Source organism: Methylobacterium sp. 22177, from assembly GCF_052045615.1.
In the GTDB taxonomy this organism is placed as follows: Bacteria; Pseudomonadota; Alphaproteobacteria; order Rhizobiales; family Beijerinckiaceae; genus Methylobacterium; species Methylobacterium radiotolerans.
Genome location: NZ_JBQEPK010000040.1, coordinates 34,504 through 48,275 on the forward strand (window position 1 = coordinate 34,504; position 13,772 = coordinate 48,275).

Below are 13,772 nucleotides of genomic sequence, written 5' to 3' on the forward strand. Positions count from 1 at the left end.
CGGCGGCGCCAGTGATCGCGGTCGGCGGACAGGGCAGCCCGCACCTCGACCCACCGGAGACGCCCCGCCTCCGCGTCCGCTCCGCGCGAGAGACGCAGATCCGGTCCAGCGGCTGTCTCGGACATACGCAGTCCTCCGGTTTTTCCCAACGCGACAACTCTGCAACCATAAATTGAGCTTGCGGTTGCAAGCCATACGCAGCCTGCCACGATGCAATCGTAGGTCGCAGTTTTCAGTCAGGCTTCACCGAGAGATGCTCCGCTTGGTAAACCGATTGTCGGGACGGAGGCGCGCCGGCGGGCTGCGCTACGGCGCGAACCTGCTCGGGCAGGCGGCGGGGCGCGGCGTCTACCTCGCGGCCGGCTTCGCGGCCTTCGTGATGGTCGGCCATTTCGCCGGCCCGGCGGCGCTGGGCCGCTACGGCCTCGCCCTGGCGATCCTCGCGGTCGCGCTGATCGCGGCGGATTTCGGCACCACGCTGACATTCGGGGCGCGGCTCGGCGCGGTCGGACCGGAGATGCGGGCGGCCGAGTTCGGCCGGATGCTGTCGGCGCGCCTCGTTCTCGGCCTCGGGACGGGTGCCGCGCTCCTCGGCGTCCTGCCGATGCTGCCGGATTCGATCCGGCCCGCCCTCGCGCTCGCCGCCCTGCTGATGCCGCTCGCGGCCGCCCGCTTCCTCGACGCCCTGTTCCAGGTCTGCGGGCGGCCGGGCTGGTCCGTCTGGCCGTCGCTCGCCAACGCCGCCCTGCTGATCGGCGGGACGGCACTCGCGCTCTGGCTTCAGCTTCCGGAGGCGGCGCTCAGCCTCGTGGCGGTGGCCGCCGGCATCGCGTACGGCGCGGTCGGGCTGGCGCTGGCGCTGCGCCTCGTGCCCGCCCGCCCCGCCTCGCTGCCGCACGCGCTCGCGACGATCCGGGCCGCGGCGGGGGTGGGCGTCTCGAACGCCCTCGGCTCGCTCAACGGCCGGATCAGCCTGATGATGCTGGCCGCCTTCGCGGGCGCGGCCGAGCTCGGCCAGTTCACGGCCGGCTTCCGGTTCTTCGAGCTCGGCGCCGCGGTGGCGATCACCCTGTGCGCGCCGCTGGTGCCGGTCTTCGGGCGCGCCGTCGGGCCCCTGGTTGACGGACGGTCGCGCGCCGGCACGACCGCCCTGCGCGCGCGGGTCCGCGGCGCTTTGGTGCCGATCCTCGCCGCGTCCTGCGCCGGAGCGGTGGCGGCCTGCGCCCTCGCGGAGCCCCTGGTACGCCTCGCCTTCGGTCCGGATTTCGGCGGCGCCGTCCCGGTGCTGCGCGTCGCCACCGGGATGAGCGTCCTGCTGATCGCCGCCACGGTCCTGTTCGCGGGCCTCGTCCCGCTGGGCCGGACCGGTTTCGCGGTACGCGGCAGCGCGGCGGCCTGCGCCACGAACCTCGTCGCCTGCACGCTGCTGATCCCCTGGGATCCGCTCCTCGGCGCGGGCCTCGCCGCGCTGCTCGCCGAGGCGGCGATGCTCGGCGTCCTGGCCCACGCCTTCTGGCGGGAGGCCGGACCGCCGCTCGCCCTGGCCGACGTGCCGACCCTCGCCGCGCCGGCCCTCCTCACCGCCCTCGCCTGGGCAGCCGGCCCCGCCGCGCTGGTCCCCGTGACGGTGCCCGCCGTCGCGACCCTCGCGACCGCCGTCGCGGGGTGGCTGTGCCTGCGCCGCAACCCGTCCGATCCCCTCCCCCTCCCGCTTCCGGAAGCCTCGTCATGAGCGATCGACCCGTGCTCTCGGTCATCATCCCGACCTACAACCGCGCCGACACGCTGCGTCTGTGCCTGCGGGCCTTCGACCGGCAGGAGACGGAGGCGCCCTTCGAGATCGTCGTCTGCGACGACGGCTCGACCGATCACACCGGGACGGTCGTCAGCCGCGCTGTCGCCACGGGCCGGATACCCGTGGTGCACCTGCGCCAGGAGAATGCCGGGGCGAACGCCGCCCGCAACCGCGCCATCGCGGCGGCCCGGGGCGAGCGCCTCCTGATCGTCAACGACGACACCATCCCGGTGCCGAGCCTCGTCGAGGCGCACCGGCTCGCCCACACCCGGCGGGGCGGGCGGGAGACCGCGATCCTCGGCCGGATGACCATCGACCCGGCGCTGCCCTTCTCGCCGTTCTCGGCGCTCCACCACGACGCCTCCTACGACGCCCTGGCGGGCCGCGAGGAGGTCGGCTGGGACGCGTTCCTGACCTGCAACGTCAGCGTCGACCGGCACTTCCTGGGGGAAGCCGGGGGCTTCGATCCGAAGCTGTTCTGGCACGAGGACATTGAGCTGGGCGAGCGGCTGGCCCGGCGCGGCATGCGCCTGTTCTACGCCCCCGAGGCGCTGGGCTACCACCACCATCTCCTCGACGAGGCGGCCTATCTGCGGATCGCCGAGCGCGAGGGCGCGGCCCTGGTGCTGTGGTACCGCAAGCGCCCGGACCTCGTGGCCGATCTCGGCCGCCTCGGCCTCGTCGGGCCGCCGCCGCTCGGCGCGGCGGCGCGCCACCGGGTCGCCGACCTCGCGATGCCGCAGGCCCTCCTGCCCGGCTGGCAGATGGCGGCGCGCGCGCTGACGCGGATCAGCCCGGAGGCCGGCCGCACCGTGTGGCGGCGTCTGTTCCAGCGGCGCAAGCGCCTCGCCATCGCCCGGGCCCTCGCGGCATGAGGTGGCCCCGCACGGTCCTCGGCTGCGCCCTGTCGGCGCTGGTGCTGCCTGTCCTGGCCGCCTGCGGGCCGGCCGACGCGCAGGTGCAGCAGAACATCCTGGTCGATCCCGCCGGCGGCGCGAAGCCCGGCTACACCACCGTGGCACGGCTCGCCGACGTGCCCTTCGCCGCGCTCGGCCCCGGCTCGAGCGTGCTCGTCCGCGGCGGCAGCTACGGCGACGTCGTGTTCGTCGGGTCGCGCGGGACCGCGGCGGCGCCGGTGACGGTGGCGGCCGAACCCGGCACGCAGCCGCGCCTGTCCAACTCGGTGGTGTTCGAGAACGCCGCCTACGTCACGGTCACAGGCCTCACCGTGCAGGGCGCGGTGAATTCCGGCTTCATCATCCGCCGGGGATCGAGCCACGTCACGGTCGCGGGCTCGACCGTGTCCCGCTCCGGCCTGGGGATCTGGATCGGCGACGGCGCCGGGGCGGGTCACCGCATCACCGGCAACACCCTCGCCGACAACCAGACCCACGGCGTGGCCGTCGACGTGATCAACGCGCCCGCGGAGGATCCGAGCTACATCCTCGACAACACCGTGACCGGCAACGGCATCCACGGGATGGAGATCAACGGCTCCGGCTACGTCGTGGAGCGCAACCGCGTCTCGGGCAACGGCGTGGGGATGTCGGGCACCTCGGGCATCCACGTCTACGCGAAGGACGCCGCCCAGGACGCGGGCGACCGCAACACCATCCGGTACAACATCGTCACCGGCCAGAAGGAGACGACCGGCCAGGACGGCAACGGGATCCAGATCGACCAGTGGTGCGACGGCAACGTCGTCGCGTTCAACGTCGCGGCCGACAACGACGGTGCCGGGATCAACCTGTTCGACGCCGGCTCCAACACGGTGGTGAACAACACGACTTACGGCAACATGCGCGATTCCGGCGGCAAGCACATCTACCGCGGCGAGATCGTGCTCGCCTCCGACTACACCAAGCAGGTCGACCGCACGTCGAACAACCGGGTCCTCAACAACATCGCCTACGCGACGCGGCCGAACGTCGCCGCGATCGTGGTCGAGGCGACCACCACCGACAACAACAACGCGATCGGGCCGAACTTCCTCGGCAGCGCCGTCGGCGCCCCGCTCTACCGCTGGGACACGCAGGCCACCGGCGACGGGGCGAGCCTGCCGCTCAACGGCCAGGGTCCCGACCTCACCGGCACGCCCGCCTTCCGCGATCCCGCGAACCCCATGACCGGCGGGCTCGCCCTGACGGCGCCCCCGGCCCGCGCCGGCATCCCGCTCGGCGCCACCCGCGACATCGCCGGCCAGGCCTACGCCCCCGGCGAGGCCCCGACCTTCGGCGCCTACAGGAGCCCGTAACATGCTTCGCATCGGCATCGACGCGCACGTGCTCACCGGCAAGCCGCAGGGCAGCCGGACCTGGCTCGTGAACATCATCGGGCGGGCCGCCGCCCGCCACCCGGACGCCACCTACGTAGTCTATTCCGGCGACCCGGAGGCCTGCGCCCGCATCGTCTCGGGCGACAACATCGAGCACCAACGGCTACCGCGCGTGCCCGCGACCGTGCGGCTGACCCTGGTCTGGCCGTGGCTGTTCCTGCGCGACCGGCTGGACACGCTGCTGACTACCTACATCGCCCCGCCGCTGGTGCCGGGCGACCGGCAGGTGGTCGTGGTCCACGACATCCTGTTCGAGACGCATCCCGAATTCTTCCCCTGGTCGATGCGCTGGCGGAACAAGATCCTGACCCGGCTCTCGGCGCGGCGCGCCAAGCTGGTCCTGACCATCTCCGACTACAGCCGCGACTCCATCGCCAACGTCTACGGCATCGCGCGGGAGCGCATCGCCGAGGTGCGCTGCGGCTCCACGCCGCCGCAGGCGGTCACGGAGCGGACGCCGCTCGCCGACGGGCGCCCCTACCTGCTGATGGTCGGCCGGCTGGAGCCGCGGAAGAATCTCGGCCTCGTCCTCGACGCCTTCGCGCGGCTGCCGCAGGGCGCGGCCCGGCTGATCGTCGTCGGCAAGGGCGACGGCGAGCGGCCCGAGACCCTCGACCGCCTCGCCCGGACGCCGGACGCGGTGCACATCGCCGGCATCGACGACCGGGGCCTGTCCGACCTCTACGCCCGGGCCGCCGCCCTGGTCTTCCCGAGCCGCGGCGAGGGCTGGGGCATCCCTGTCCTCGACAGCCTCGCCCGCGGGACGCCGGTGATCGCCTCGAGCCTCACGGCCATCCCGGAGGCCGGCGGCAGCGCGGCGAGCTACTTCGACCCGGACGCCCCCGACCGGGTCGAGCGGCTCACCGAGCTGATGGCGGCGGCGATCGAGGGGCGGCTGCCCTTCGACGCCACCGCCGCGCGCGCCCACGCGGCGCGCCACGACTGGGACGGGCCGGCCGCCACCTTCGTCGACCTGATGCGCCGCAGCTTCACGGCCCGCACGCACCTCCGCGACCTGATCCTCGCCGCGCCGAACCTGCGGGGGTGACGCGAGGGGCTGACGCCAAGGAAGCGCGGTCGGCCCGCCTAGCGCGCGGCCCCGAGCGCGCCGACGATCGGGCTCTCCGGTCCCTCGTCGGCGATGGGATCCTGGATCAGCGTCCAGTAGCCCAGGGCCGCCACCAGGGCGATCGCGGCCCCGGTGATGAAGGCCATGGAGAAGTGGCCCGTGCCGCCGACGATGAAGCCCGTCACGGTCGGCGCCAGGGCGCCGCCGATGTAGCCGCCGAAATTCTGCATGGCGCCGAGCGACGCCGTGCAGCTCGCCGGCGCCGCCACGGAGGCCATCGCCCAGGCCGACGACGAGCTCATGTAGACCAGGAACAGCGAGGCCGAGATGCAGGCGATGGCGAGGGTGTCGCTCGGCGTCAGCGCCGCCACCACCGTGAAGGCGGCGGTCGCCACCAGGGAGCCGACCATCGGGATCTTGCGGCTGCGGATCGGGTCGACGCCGCGGCGGACGAGGACATCGACGACGCGGCCGCCCAGGATCCCGCCCAGCACGCCGAAGGCGAAGGGGATCGAGCCGACGAGGCCGGTCTTCTGCAGGGTGAAGTGTCGCTCGATCTCGAGGTAGCTCGGCAGCCACGCGGTGTAGAGCCACGTCATGTAGATGCAGCCGAAATAGCCGACGATCATCCCCCAGCTGGTGCGGAACCCGAAGAGCCGTCGCCACGCGCTCCAGGTGACCGCGCGGCTCGCGTTCGGGGCGTCGCCCTCTTCCAGGAAGGCGCGCTCCCCCGGCGTCAGGTCGGTCTCGCGCGGGTTGCGGAAGACCAGGTAGACGATCGCGGCGAGCACGAGGCCGGCCGCGCCCATGATGACGAACATCGCCCGCCAGCCGAAGCTCACCATGAGGAAGGTGAGCAGCGGCAGGGCCAGGAAGGTCCCGAGCGAGGAGGCGCAGTTCCAGATTCCCGTGGCGGTGCCGCGCTGGCGGATGTTGAACCAGTCCCGGGAGACCCGGGCGCAGGTCGGAAAATGCGGCGCCTCGCCGACACCGAGCACGATCCGCGCGCTCACGAACTGCCAGAACGACGTCACCGCGCCGCCGAGCATCTGGCCGAACGACCAGCAGGTCAGGCCGAGCGTCAGCGTCAGGCGCGGGCCGAGCCGGTCGGCGAGCGCCCCGGCCGGGAGCTGCGCGAAGGCGTAGGCCCAGAGGAAGGCCGAGAGCAGCAACCCCATGTCGGGGATCGAGAGGCCGAGATCCTCGCGGATCAGCGGGTTGGCCACCGCCAGGGTGGCCCGGTCGACGTAGTTGACGACGCCCGCCGTGACGAGCAGGGCGAGCGAGATCGTCTGGATGCGGCGCACGCGCGGCGTTGCGGCCAGGGCCATCGTGTCCTCCCGGTATGACGGGCCCCTTGGGGGTCTCCGTGGCCGGCCGGTCCTTCGCGACTCGCGGCGGCCCGGGACCATTCTGCACCGAATGCCGCCGGACGGAAGGCCCGCCGCCCCTCGCCTCCCGGCGCCGGGCGTCGTAGACGGGCCGCTCCGTCACCCTTCGAGTCCGCCCGTTGCGCCTGATCCAGATCACCCACCACGACCTCGACGGCTACGGCGCCTCCACGGTCGCCGCCGCCTGCGCCACGGTCGAGCGCGTCGTCCACGTGCCGCGCTACAGCGATGTCGGCCCCGTCTTCGAGGACGAGATCAAGCGCCTCGGCCGCGCGGCGGAGCGCGAGATCCTGCTGATGACCGACCTCGGCCTGGAGGAGCAGACCATCGCGGGCCTGAAGAAGTTCGCCGCGATGAACCGGCGACGCGCGGACGGGCAGAAGCACCGGCTCGTGGTCCTCGACCACCACGCCTCCTCCCTCGACCAGCTGCGGCGCCTTGGCCTGGACGCGGCGCCCGACGCCGAGCGGCCGGCGCTCCACCGGATCGACCTGGGCGACCCCGAGATCGCCGTGCTGATCGAGGACGACATCTGCGCCACGCGGATGACCTTCGAGCACCGGGCCCTGTTCGCCGCGCACGAGCCCGCGACCGACCTGTCGAGCCTGCTCACCGCGGTCGATGCCCTCGACCTGTGGCGCAAGGAGAGCCCCGCCTTCCGGGGCGGCCTCGCCCTGGACGAGCTGTTCTGGGAGGTCGTGTCGAGCTACGTGCCGGTCGGGCATCCCTGGCACGACCGCTTCGTGTCCGAGATCCTCCTCGCGGCCGCCGCCGCCCTGCGGGACGGGGCGAGCCCGGCCGATCTGGAGCGCCGCGCCTCGGCGATCCGCGCCGGCGTGGTCGACGCGCTGCTGCGCGACGCGCCGGACGACGACCCCACCCTGACGACGCGCATGCGACTCGCCCGGGCGCTCGCCCGCTCGGACTCCCTGTTCCGACCGCTGAAGGACGGCACGCTCCTGTCCTTCGCCCTCGACTCGGGCACATTCCAGCGGGTCTCCGACCTGATCATGGATGCGGGCCGGGCCAAGCGCGTGGTCAACGTCCAGCGGATGGGCACGCTGTCGTTCCGGTCCAACGACGGCACGGCCCTCGACGGCGCCCGCCTGTTCCGCGGCGGCGGCCACCGCGACGCGGCGGGCGGCCGGCTCCAGAGCGGGTCGGCCTTCTCGATGGCGGACGCGATCGCCCAGGTGGAGCCGGTGCTGAACCCGGAGAAGCCGGCCGGCTCGGACAGCCCGTTCGCGGCGCTGAAGAACTGGAAGGGCTGAGCGACCGCCCGCCCTGCCCGTGCGGGTGCGGCGGCCGGCTTAGAGCCGGAAATCCTCGCCGAGATAGAGCCGGCGCGCGTCCGGGTTCGCCACGATCTCCTCGGGCGTGCCCTCCGTGAGGATTCGGCCGGAATGGGCGATGTAGGCGCGGTCGATCAGGCCCAGCGTCTCGCGGACGTTGTGGTCGGTGATCAGCACGCCGATGCCGCGCTGCTTCAGATGCTTCACCAGATCCTGGATGTCGCCGACCGCGATCGGGTCGATGCCCGCGAAGGGCTCGTCCAGCAGCATGAAGGTCGGCGAGGAGGCGAGCGCCCGGGCGATCTCGCAGCGCCGCCGCTCGCCGCCCGAGAGCGCGATCGAGGGCGACTTGCGCAGGCGCGCGATGTCGAATTCCTCGAGCAGGGAATCGAGCTTGCGCGCGCGCGTCTTGCGATCGGGCTCGACCACCTCCAGCACCGCGCGGATGTTGTCCTCCACGGTGAGCCCGCGGAAGATCGAGGCCTCCTGCGGCAGGTAGCCGATCCCGAGCCGCGCCCGCTGGTACATGGGCAGGTGCGTGATCGGCAGGCCGTCCAGGGTGATGTGGCCGCGGTCGGCCGCCACAAGCCCGGTGATCATGTAGAAGATCGTGGTCTTGCCGGCGCCGTTCGGCCCGAGCAGTCCGACGGCTTCGCCGGTGCGCACGGTGAGGCCGGCCTCGTGGACGACCGTGCGGGCGCCGTAGCTCTTGCGCAGGCCGCGCACGCTGAGGATGCCGAGGCCACCCTCATCGGCCGCGGACCAGCCGTCGGACTCGGCGGCCTCGTTCGGCCGCGCGCGCCGGCCGAACAGGCGGCCGAGCCAGCCCGTCCGGCCCGCCGGCTCCTGCGGGCCCGCCTGGAACGCCACGGCGCCGCTCAATCGACCTGCGCCTTCGGCCTGGGCGGCGGCTGGGTGCAGCCCTTCGCCTTGCCGTCCTTGGCGTCGGACTTCTCTCCGGGCACGAACAGGGCCGAGACGCGCCCCCCCGCCACCGGGTCCATGTTCGCGCGCCCGGTGTTCATGTCGTAGACGAGCCGCTGCCCGCGGGTGACGTTCTGGCACTGGCTCAGGACGACGTTGCCGGTCAGCACGATCCGCTTGGCGTCCTGGTCGAACACCGCGTGGTCACCGGTGGCGACCTGATCCTTCTGCACCACCGTCACCGGCCCGGCGCAGTCGACCTTCTGAATCCCGTTCTCGGCGGGGTTCCGCGGCGCCGCGTCAGCGCCCTCGTCCCGCGCTTCAGTCTTGGCGTCGCCCCTGGCGCCCTTGCCGGGGGCGTCCCTGCCGCGCTTGTAGGTCACCGTCATGGTCGAGCAGCGGATGGTGCTGTCGCCCTGCACGGCCACGACGTTGCCGGCGAAGACCGCCTTGTTCTCCCGGTCGAACACGTCGAGCCGGTCGGCGTCGATCTTGATCGGATCCTTGCCGCCGCCGCCGATATTGCCGAAGGGCGAATCTTTCCGCGCCGGCTTCTCGGCCAGCGCCGGGCCGGCGAGGAGCAGCCCGGCCGCCAGGGCGGCCCAGAGGGTGCGGGCGGCTCTCATCGGGCACCGTCCGCGGCTTCGGCGTCCGAGGTCAGAATGCGGGCCTGCGGCTTCTCCGCCTGCTCCTCGTTCGCGATGACCACGTGGACGTTGCCGATGAAGGAGATCCGCTTGCCGTTCTCGACGACGTCGAGGGTGTCGGCCTTCACGTTGGCCCGCGGGCTCGAGACCGTGACGGGCTCCTGCGAGCTGATGGACCCGGTCTTGAACGCGACGGCGGCGGAGCGCAGGCGCGCCTCCTCGCCCTTGTCGGTCCAGATGCGGATGTCGTCCTTCAGGTCGAGCGCCTCGCGGGCGGTGTCGAACAGGCCCGACGTCGCCGAGAGGCGGGCGATGCCGCCCTGATCGTCGGTGGCGATGTGGCCGCGCATCTGCTGCAGCTCGATCTGGCTCGGCTTGCGCACGTCCTGGAGCGCGGCGTCGGCCGTCACCTCGTAGCCGCGGGTGCCCTGGCGGAAGCCCGAGAGCCGCGGATTCTCCATGCGGACCTTCGAACCGGCCAGCGTCACCGGACCGACCGAGACGCCCGGCAACGGTGCCGCGAAGGGGTTGAACAGGTAGGCCAACAGCAGCGCCACCGCGCCGCCGGCGACCACCGGGATCAGCCGGCGCATGGCGCGCACGCGTCCGCTGTGGCGATACGCCCGGGCGTGGGCCCGGGTCCGCGCCGCCGCGACCGCCTGTCCGTTGCCGGCTTCAGCCTCGACCGGGTTCATGCAGCGTCCGTGAGGCGCGCCCGAGGCGCGCGAGAGGGTTCGGCTCAGACGCCTGCGGCCCCCACCGCGCCCGCGCCATCGGCCGGGCAATGATCCCGACCGGTGGCGAAGTTATGGCTTGACCATTTCCGAATGATCAACCGAACCCACAATCATCCCGAACGGAGGTGTGTGGAGACACACGCCGCGCGCGGCCTCCCGGCGGCGCGCGGCGCGGGTCTCCGTAGTCCTACGCGCCCCGCGCGGCCGCGAGGGCCGCCGCCACCGTGCGGGCGAAGGCCGCCGGGTCGCGGGGGCTGTCGCCGTCCTGGATGCGGGCGAGGTCGAGGAGCGTGCCGGCGGCCTGCGGCACCTCCGATTCGGGCGCCGCGGCCAGCGCCCGGATCAGCGGGTGGCGCGGGTTGATCTCCAGAACCGGCTGCCCGGCGCCGGCCCGCCCGGCCCGGCGCATGAGCCGCTGCATCTGCAAGTCGGGCCCGCCGCTGCCGGCCGAGAGAACCACGGCCGAATCCACGAGCCGGTCGGTGGTGCGCACGTCCGAGACCTCGGCGCCCAGGGCCGTCTTCACGGCGGCGACGAAGGCGTCGATGCCCTCGGGCGCCTCCGGCTGCTCGCCCTCGAGCGCGAACTTCGAGAGGTCGAGCCCCCCCTTGGTGATCGAGCGGAGCGTCTTCCCGTCGAAGGTGCCGAGCTGATCGGGCCAGAAGGCGTCGACGTGGTCGGAGAGGAGCAGCACCTCGAGGCCGCGGGCCCGGAAGCCCTCCAGTTGCGGCGACGACTTCAGCGCCTCGGCATCGTCGGCGACGAGGTAGTAGATCGCCTCCTGGCCGTCCTTCATGCGGGACACGTAGTCGGGCAGCGAGGTCCAGCCCTCCACCGCCGAGGAGCGGAAGCGCAGGAGCGGCGCGATCTCGCCCCGACGCTCGAAATCCTCGTAGATGCCCTCCTTGAGGACGGGGCCGAAGTTCTCCCAGAAGGACTGGTAGCCCTCCACGTCCTTGGCGCGGGTGGTGAGTTCGGAGACGACACGCCCGGTAACCGCGCGGCGGATCCGGGCGAGCGCCGGGGTCGACTGCAGCATCTCGCGGGAGACGTTCAGCGGCAGGTCCTCGGTGTCGACCACGCCCTGGACGAAGCGCAACCACGGCGGCAGCAGTTCGGCCTCGTCGGTGATGAACATCCGTCGGACATGGAGCCGGACCTTGCTCTGCCGCTCGTTCTCGAGGGCCTGGAACGGCTTCGAGCCGGGGATGAAGAGCAGGGCGGAGAACTCGAGCTGACCCTCGGCGCGCCAGTGAAGCGTCGCCCACGGCTTGTCGAAGTTCATGCCGATGGAGTGGTAGAACTCCTCGTACTGCTCCTCGGTGACCTCGGACTTCGGCTTGCGCCAGAGCGCGGTGCCCTGATTGGCCGATTCGTCCTTGCCGTCGCGCACGACGGCGATCGGCACGGTGATGAAGTCGGCCCATTTCCGCACCAGATGGTCGAGGCGGTAGGGCTCGAGGTACTCGTCGGCATCCGCCTTGAGGTGCAGGACGATGTCGGTGCCGGGTTCGGCCCGCGTGGCCGGCTCCAGCGTGTAGCTGCCCTGCCCTTCCGAGGCCCAGGTCCAAGCCTCGTCGCTGCCGGCGCGGCGCGACGTGACGGTGACTCGGTCGGCGACCATGAAGGCCGAGTAGAAGCCGACGCCGAACTGGCCGATCAGGCTCGGCCGGTCCTCGGCCTTGGCGGATTCCAGCGTCTGCGAGAAGGCCCGCGTGCCGGAGCGCGCGATGGTCCCGAGGTTGGTGGCGAGATCCTCCTTGGTCATGCCGATGCCGGCGTCCGAAACGGTCAGGGTCCGCGCCTCCTTGTCGGGCGCGATTCGGACCTTGGCATCCGGCGGCAGGGCGCTCGCCGCCGAGGTCAGCGCCTCGAATCGCCGCCGGTCCATGGCGTCGGCGGCGTTGGCGACGAGTTCGCGCAGGAAGATCTCGCGGTCGGAGTAGAGCGCGTGCACGACGAGGTCGAGGAGGCGACCCACCTCCGCCCCGAACTCGTGCCGCTCGATCGTCTCGCTCACGGGTGATGCCTCCGCTGTGGGGGAAATTGCGGTGGCGATATGCTGGCGAACGGGGCCGTTTTCAATGCGAAAGACGGCCGGCCTCGGCCTCCGCAGCGCGGTCCCCGCGCGCCGCGGCCGGTCAGATCTCGATCTCGGTGCCCACCTCGACGATCTGCCGGGTCGGCAGGCCGAAATGGGCGCCGGTGCGCTCGGCGTTCCGCTTCATGAAGGCGAACAGGCCCTCCCGCCACGGCGCCATGCCGGGATGGGTCGGCGACGGGATCACCACCTCGTGGCCGACGAAGTAGGTCATGTCCTCGAGATATTCCGGCGGCAGCAGCCCGCTCGCCACCGCGCATTGCAGGCCCTCGGGGATCGAGGCGGTCTGCATGAAGCCGTAGCGCAGCACGACGCGCTCCATGCCGGGCGTGTATTTCGAGATCGCCTTGCGGATCCCCTGCGCCACCAGCGTGACCTGCGCCCGCTCGCTCGCCGGGATCACCGGCTCCTCCTCGTAGACGACGGTGATCAGCAGGATCCGCTCGTGCAGGCAGCGGCTGCGCTCCAGCAGGCGGCCGAGCGCCATCGGGATGCCCTCGGTGGCGGCGGTCAGGAAGGCCGCGGTGCCGGGCAGCGTCACCGGCGGGTGCGAGCCGAGGCTGGAGAGGAAGGAGGCCTCGGACATGCGCATGGTCTGGCGGACGGATTCGAGGACGTGGTCGCCCTTCATCCAGGTCAGCATCAGGAAGGCGACCACGCCGGCGAGCAGCAGCGGAAACCAGCCGCCCTCGAACAGCTTCACGCTGTTGGCGGAGAAGAACACGAGGTCGATGCCGAGGAAGAAGCCGTTGACCGCGAGGACCAGGACCGGGTTGTAGCCCCAGCGGAGCGCGATCAGCGCGGCGAGCAGCGTGGTGATGCCCATGAGTGCCGAGACCGCGATGCCGTAGGCGCCGGCGAGCGCGTCGGAGGAGCCGAACACCACCACGGCCGTCAGGGTCGCCGCGGCGAGCAGCCAGTTCACCGCCGGCACGTAGATCTGGCCGCGCTCGTCCTCGTCGGTGTGCACCACCCGCATCATCGGCATGAAGCCGAGCTGGATCGACTGCTGGGTGAGCGAGTAGACGCCCGAGATCACCGCCTGCGAGGCGATGACCGTCGCCATCGTGGCGAGCGCCACCAGCGGGTAGTGCGCCCAGTCCGGCGCGAGGCGGTAGAACGGGTTCTCGATCGCGCTCGGGTCGGCGATGATCAGCGCGCCCTGCCCGCAATAGTGGATCAGCAGCGCCGGCAGGACGAGGCCGAACCACGCGATCCGGATCGCCGGGGCGCCGAAATGGCCGAGATCGGCGTACATCGCCTCGCCGCCGGTCACCGCCAGGAACGCCGCGCCCAGCATCAGGAAGCTGACGTGCCAGCCGGCATGGATCAGGAAGTCCACCGCCCGGAACGGGTTGGCCGCCGACAGGATCTCCGGCGCGCGCAGGATGCTCGGGAGAGCAAGCAGGACCAGGACGACGAACCAGACGAGCATGACGGGTCCGAAGACCCGGCCGATGGCGGCCACGCCCTTGTGCTGG

General features: G+C 72.2%; 11 protein-coding genes. 5 read left to right on the forward strand and 6 right to left on the reverse strand.

Features of this window, described 5'->3' with window-relative positions:
* The first annotated feature begins 253 nt into the window (after nt 1–253).
* Genes ACTJK8_RS25965 through ACTJK8_RS25980 form a run of 4 tightly spaced genes read left to right on the forward strand, consistent with a single transcriptional unit; the run spans nt 254 to nt 5,178 of the window.
* On the forward strand, nt 254–1,732 hold the full coding sequence (locus tag ACTJK8_RS25965; RefSeq protein ID WP_440762751.1) for a lipopolysaccharide biosynthesis protein: 1,479 nt from the start codon (nt 254–256) through the stop codon (nt 1,730–1,732).
* Nucleotides 1,729–2,670, forward strand: coding sequence for a glycosyltransferase family 2 protein (locus ACTJK8_RS25970; RefSeq protein WP_058607434.1), 942 nt, complete (start codon nt 1,729–1,731; stop codon nt 2,668–2,670). The genes ACTJK8_RS25965 and ACTJK8_RS25970 overlap by 4 nt, the downstream gene beginning before the upstream one ends.
* Nucleotides 2,667–4,049, forward strand: a complete 1,383-nt coding sequence (locus ACTJK8_RS25975; RefSeq protein WP_440762752.1) for a right-handed parallel beta-helix repeat-containing protein — start codon at nt 2,667–2,669, stop codon at nt 4,047–4,049. Before ACTJK8_RS25970 ends, ACTJK8_RS25975 begins: the two co-directional genes overlap by 4 nt.
* Nucleotide 4,050: 1 nt before the next feature.
* Nucleotides 4,051–5,178 (forward strand): glycosyltransferase family 4 protein, encoded by a 1,128-nt coding sequence (locus ACTJK8_RS25980; protein WP_012322361.1) that lies wholly within the window; start codon nt 4,051–4,053, stop codon nt 5,176–5,178.
* Nucleotides 5,179–5,216: 38 nt separating this feature from the next.
* On the opposite strand, the gene ACTJK8_RS25985 is transcribed toward ACTJK8_RS25980, so the two are convergent.
* On the reverse strand, nt 5,217–6,530 hold the full coding sequence (locus tag ACTJK8_RS25985; RefSeq protein WP_012322360.1) for an MFS transporter: 1,314 nt from the start codon (nt 6,528–6,530) through the stop codon (nt 5,217–5,219).
* A 179-nt stretch (nt 6,531–6,709) separates the two neighbouring features.
* Between ACTJK8_RS25985 and ACTJK8_RS25990 the strand changes: the two genes are divergently transcribed.
* The gene (locus tag ACTJK8_RS25990) at nt 6,710–7,861 is read left to right on the forward strand and encodes a hypothetical protein (RefSeq protein ID WP_024828072.1); all 1,152 of its coding nucleotides are present in this window, start codon (nt 6,710–6,712) and stop codon (nt 7,859–7,861) included.
* A 39-nt stretch (nt 7,862–7,900) separates the two neighbouring features.
* On the opposite strand, the gene lptB is transcribed toward ACTJK8_RS25990, so the two are convergent.
* The 5 genes from lptB to ACTJK8_RS26015 form a co-directional block, all read right to left on the reverse strand.
* The gene (lptB, locus tag ACTJK8_RS25995) at nt 7,901–8,752 is read right to left on the reverse strand and encodes an LPS export ABC transporter ATP-binding protein (protein WP_012322358.1); all 852 of its coding nucleotides are present in this window, start codon (nt 8,750–8,752) and stop codon (nt 7,901–7,903) included.
* Between the two features lie 8 nt (nt 8,753–8,760).
* Nucleotides 8,761–9,432, reverse strand: coding sequence for an LptA/OstA family protein (locus ACTJK8_RS26000; RefSeq protein ID WP_012322357.1), 672 nt, complete (start codon nt 9,430–9,432; stop codon nt 8,761–8,763).
* Nucleotides 9,429–10,148: an LPS export ABC transporter periplasmic protein LptC gene (gene lptC / locus ACTJK8_RS26005; RefSeq protein WP_012322356.1), complete on the reverse strand. Its 720-nt coding sequence runs from the start codon at nt 10,146–10,148 to the stop codon at nt 9,429–9,431. The genes ACTJK8_RS26000 and lptC overlap by 4 nt, the downstream gene beginning before the upstream one ends.
* 229 nt (nt 10,149–10,377) lie before the next feature.
* A complete protein-coding gene (gene htpG / locus ACTJK8_RS26010) occupies nt 10,378–12,210 on the reverse strand; it encodes a molecular chaperone HtpG (protein WP_440762753.1) in 1,833 nt (610 codons plus the stop codon).
* A 121-nt stretch (nt 12,211–12,331) separates the two neighbouring features.
* On the reverse strand, nt 12,332–13,772 hold a 1,441-nt coding region (locus ACTJK8_RS26015), incomplete at its 5' end, for a KUP/HAK/KT family potassium transporter (RefSeq protein WP_440762754.1).

Excerpts from the sequence above, each read along its gene's own strand:
- ACTJK8_RS25965 (WP_440762751.1), top strand. The coding sequence starts at position 254 with ATGCTCCGCTTGGTAAACCGATTGTCGGGACGGAGGCGCGCCGGCGGG.
- ACTJK8_RS25970 (WP_058607434.1), top strand. The coding sequence starts at position 1,729 with ATGAGCGATCGACCCGTGCTCTCGGTCATCATCCCGACCTACAACCGC.
- ACTJK8_RS25975 (WP_440762752.1), top strand. The coding sequence starts at position 2,667 with ATGAGGTGGCCCCGCACGGTCCTCGGCTGCGCCCTGTCGGCGCTGGTG.
- ACTJK8_RS25980 (WP_012322361.1), top strand. The coding sequence starts at position 4,051 with ATGCTTCGCATCGGCATCGACGCGCACGTGCTCACCGGCAAGCCGCAG.
- ACTJK8_RS25985 (WP_012322360.1), bottom strand. The coding sequence starts at position 6,530 with ATGGCCCTGGCCGCAACGCCGCGCGTGCGCCGCATCCAGACGATCTCG.
- ACTJK8_RS26000 (WP_012322357.1), bottom strand. The coding sequence starts at position 9,432 with ATGAGAGCCGCCCGCACCCTCTGGGCCGCCCTGGCGGCCGGGCTGCTC.
- lptC (WP_012322356.1), bottom strand. The coding sequence starts at position 10,148 with ATGAACCCGGTCGAGGCTGAAGCCGGCAACGGACAGGCGGTCGCGGCG.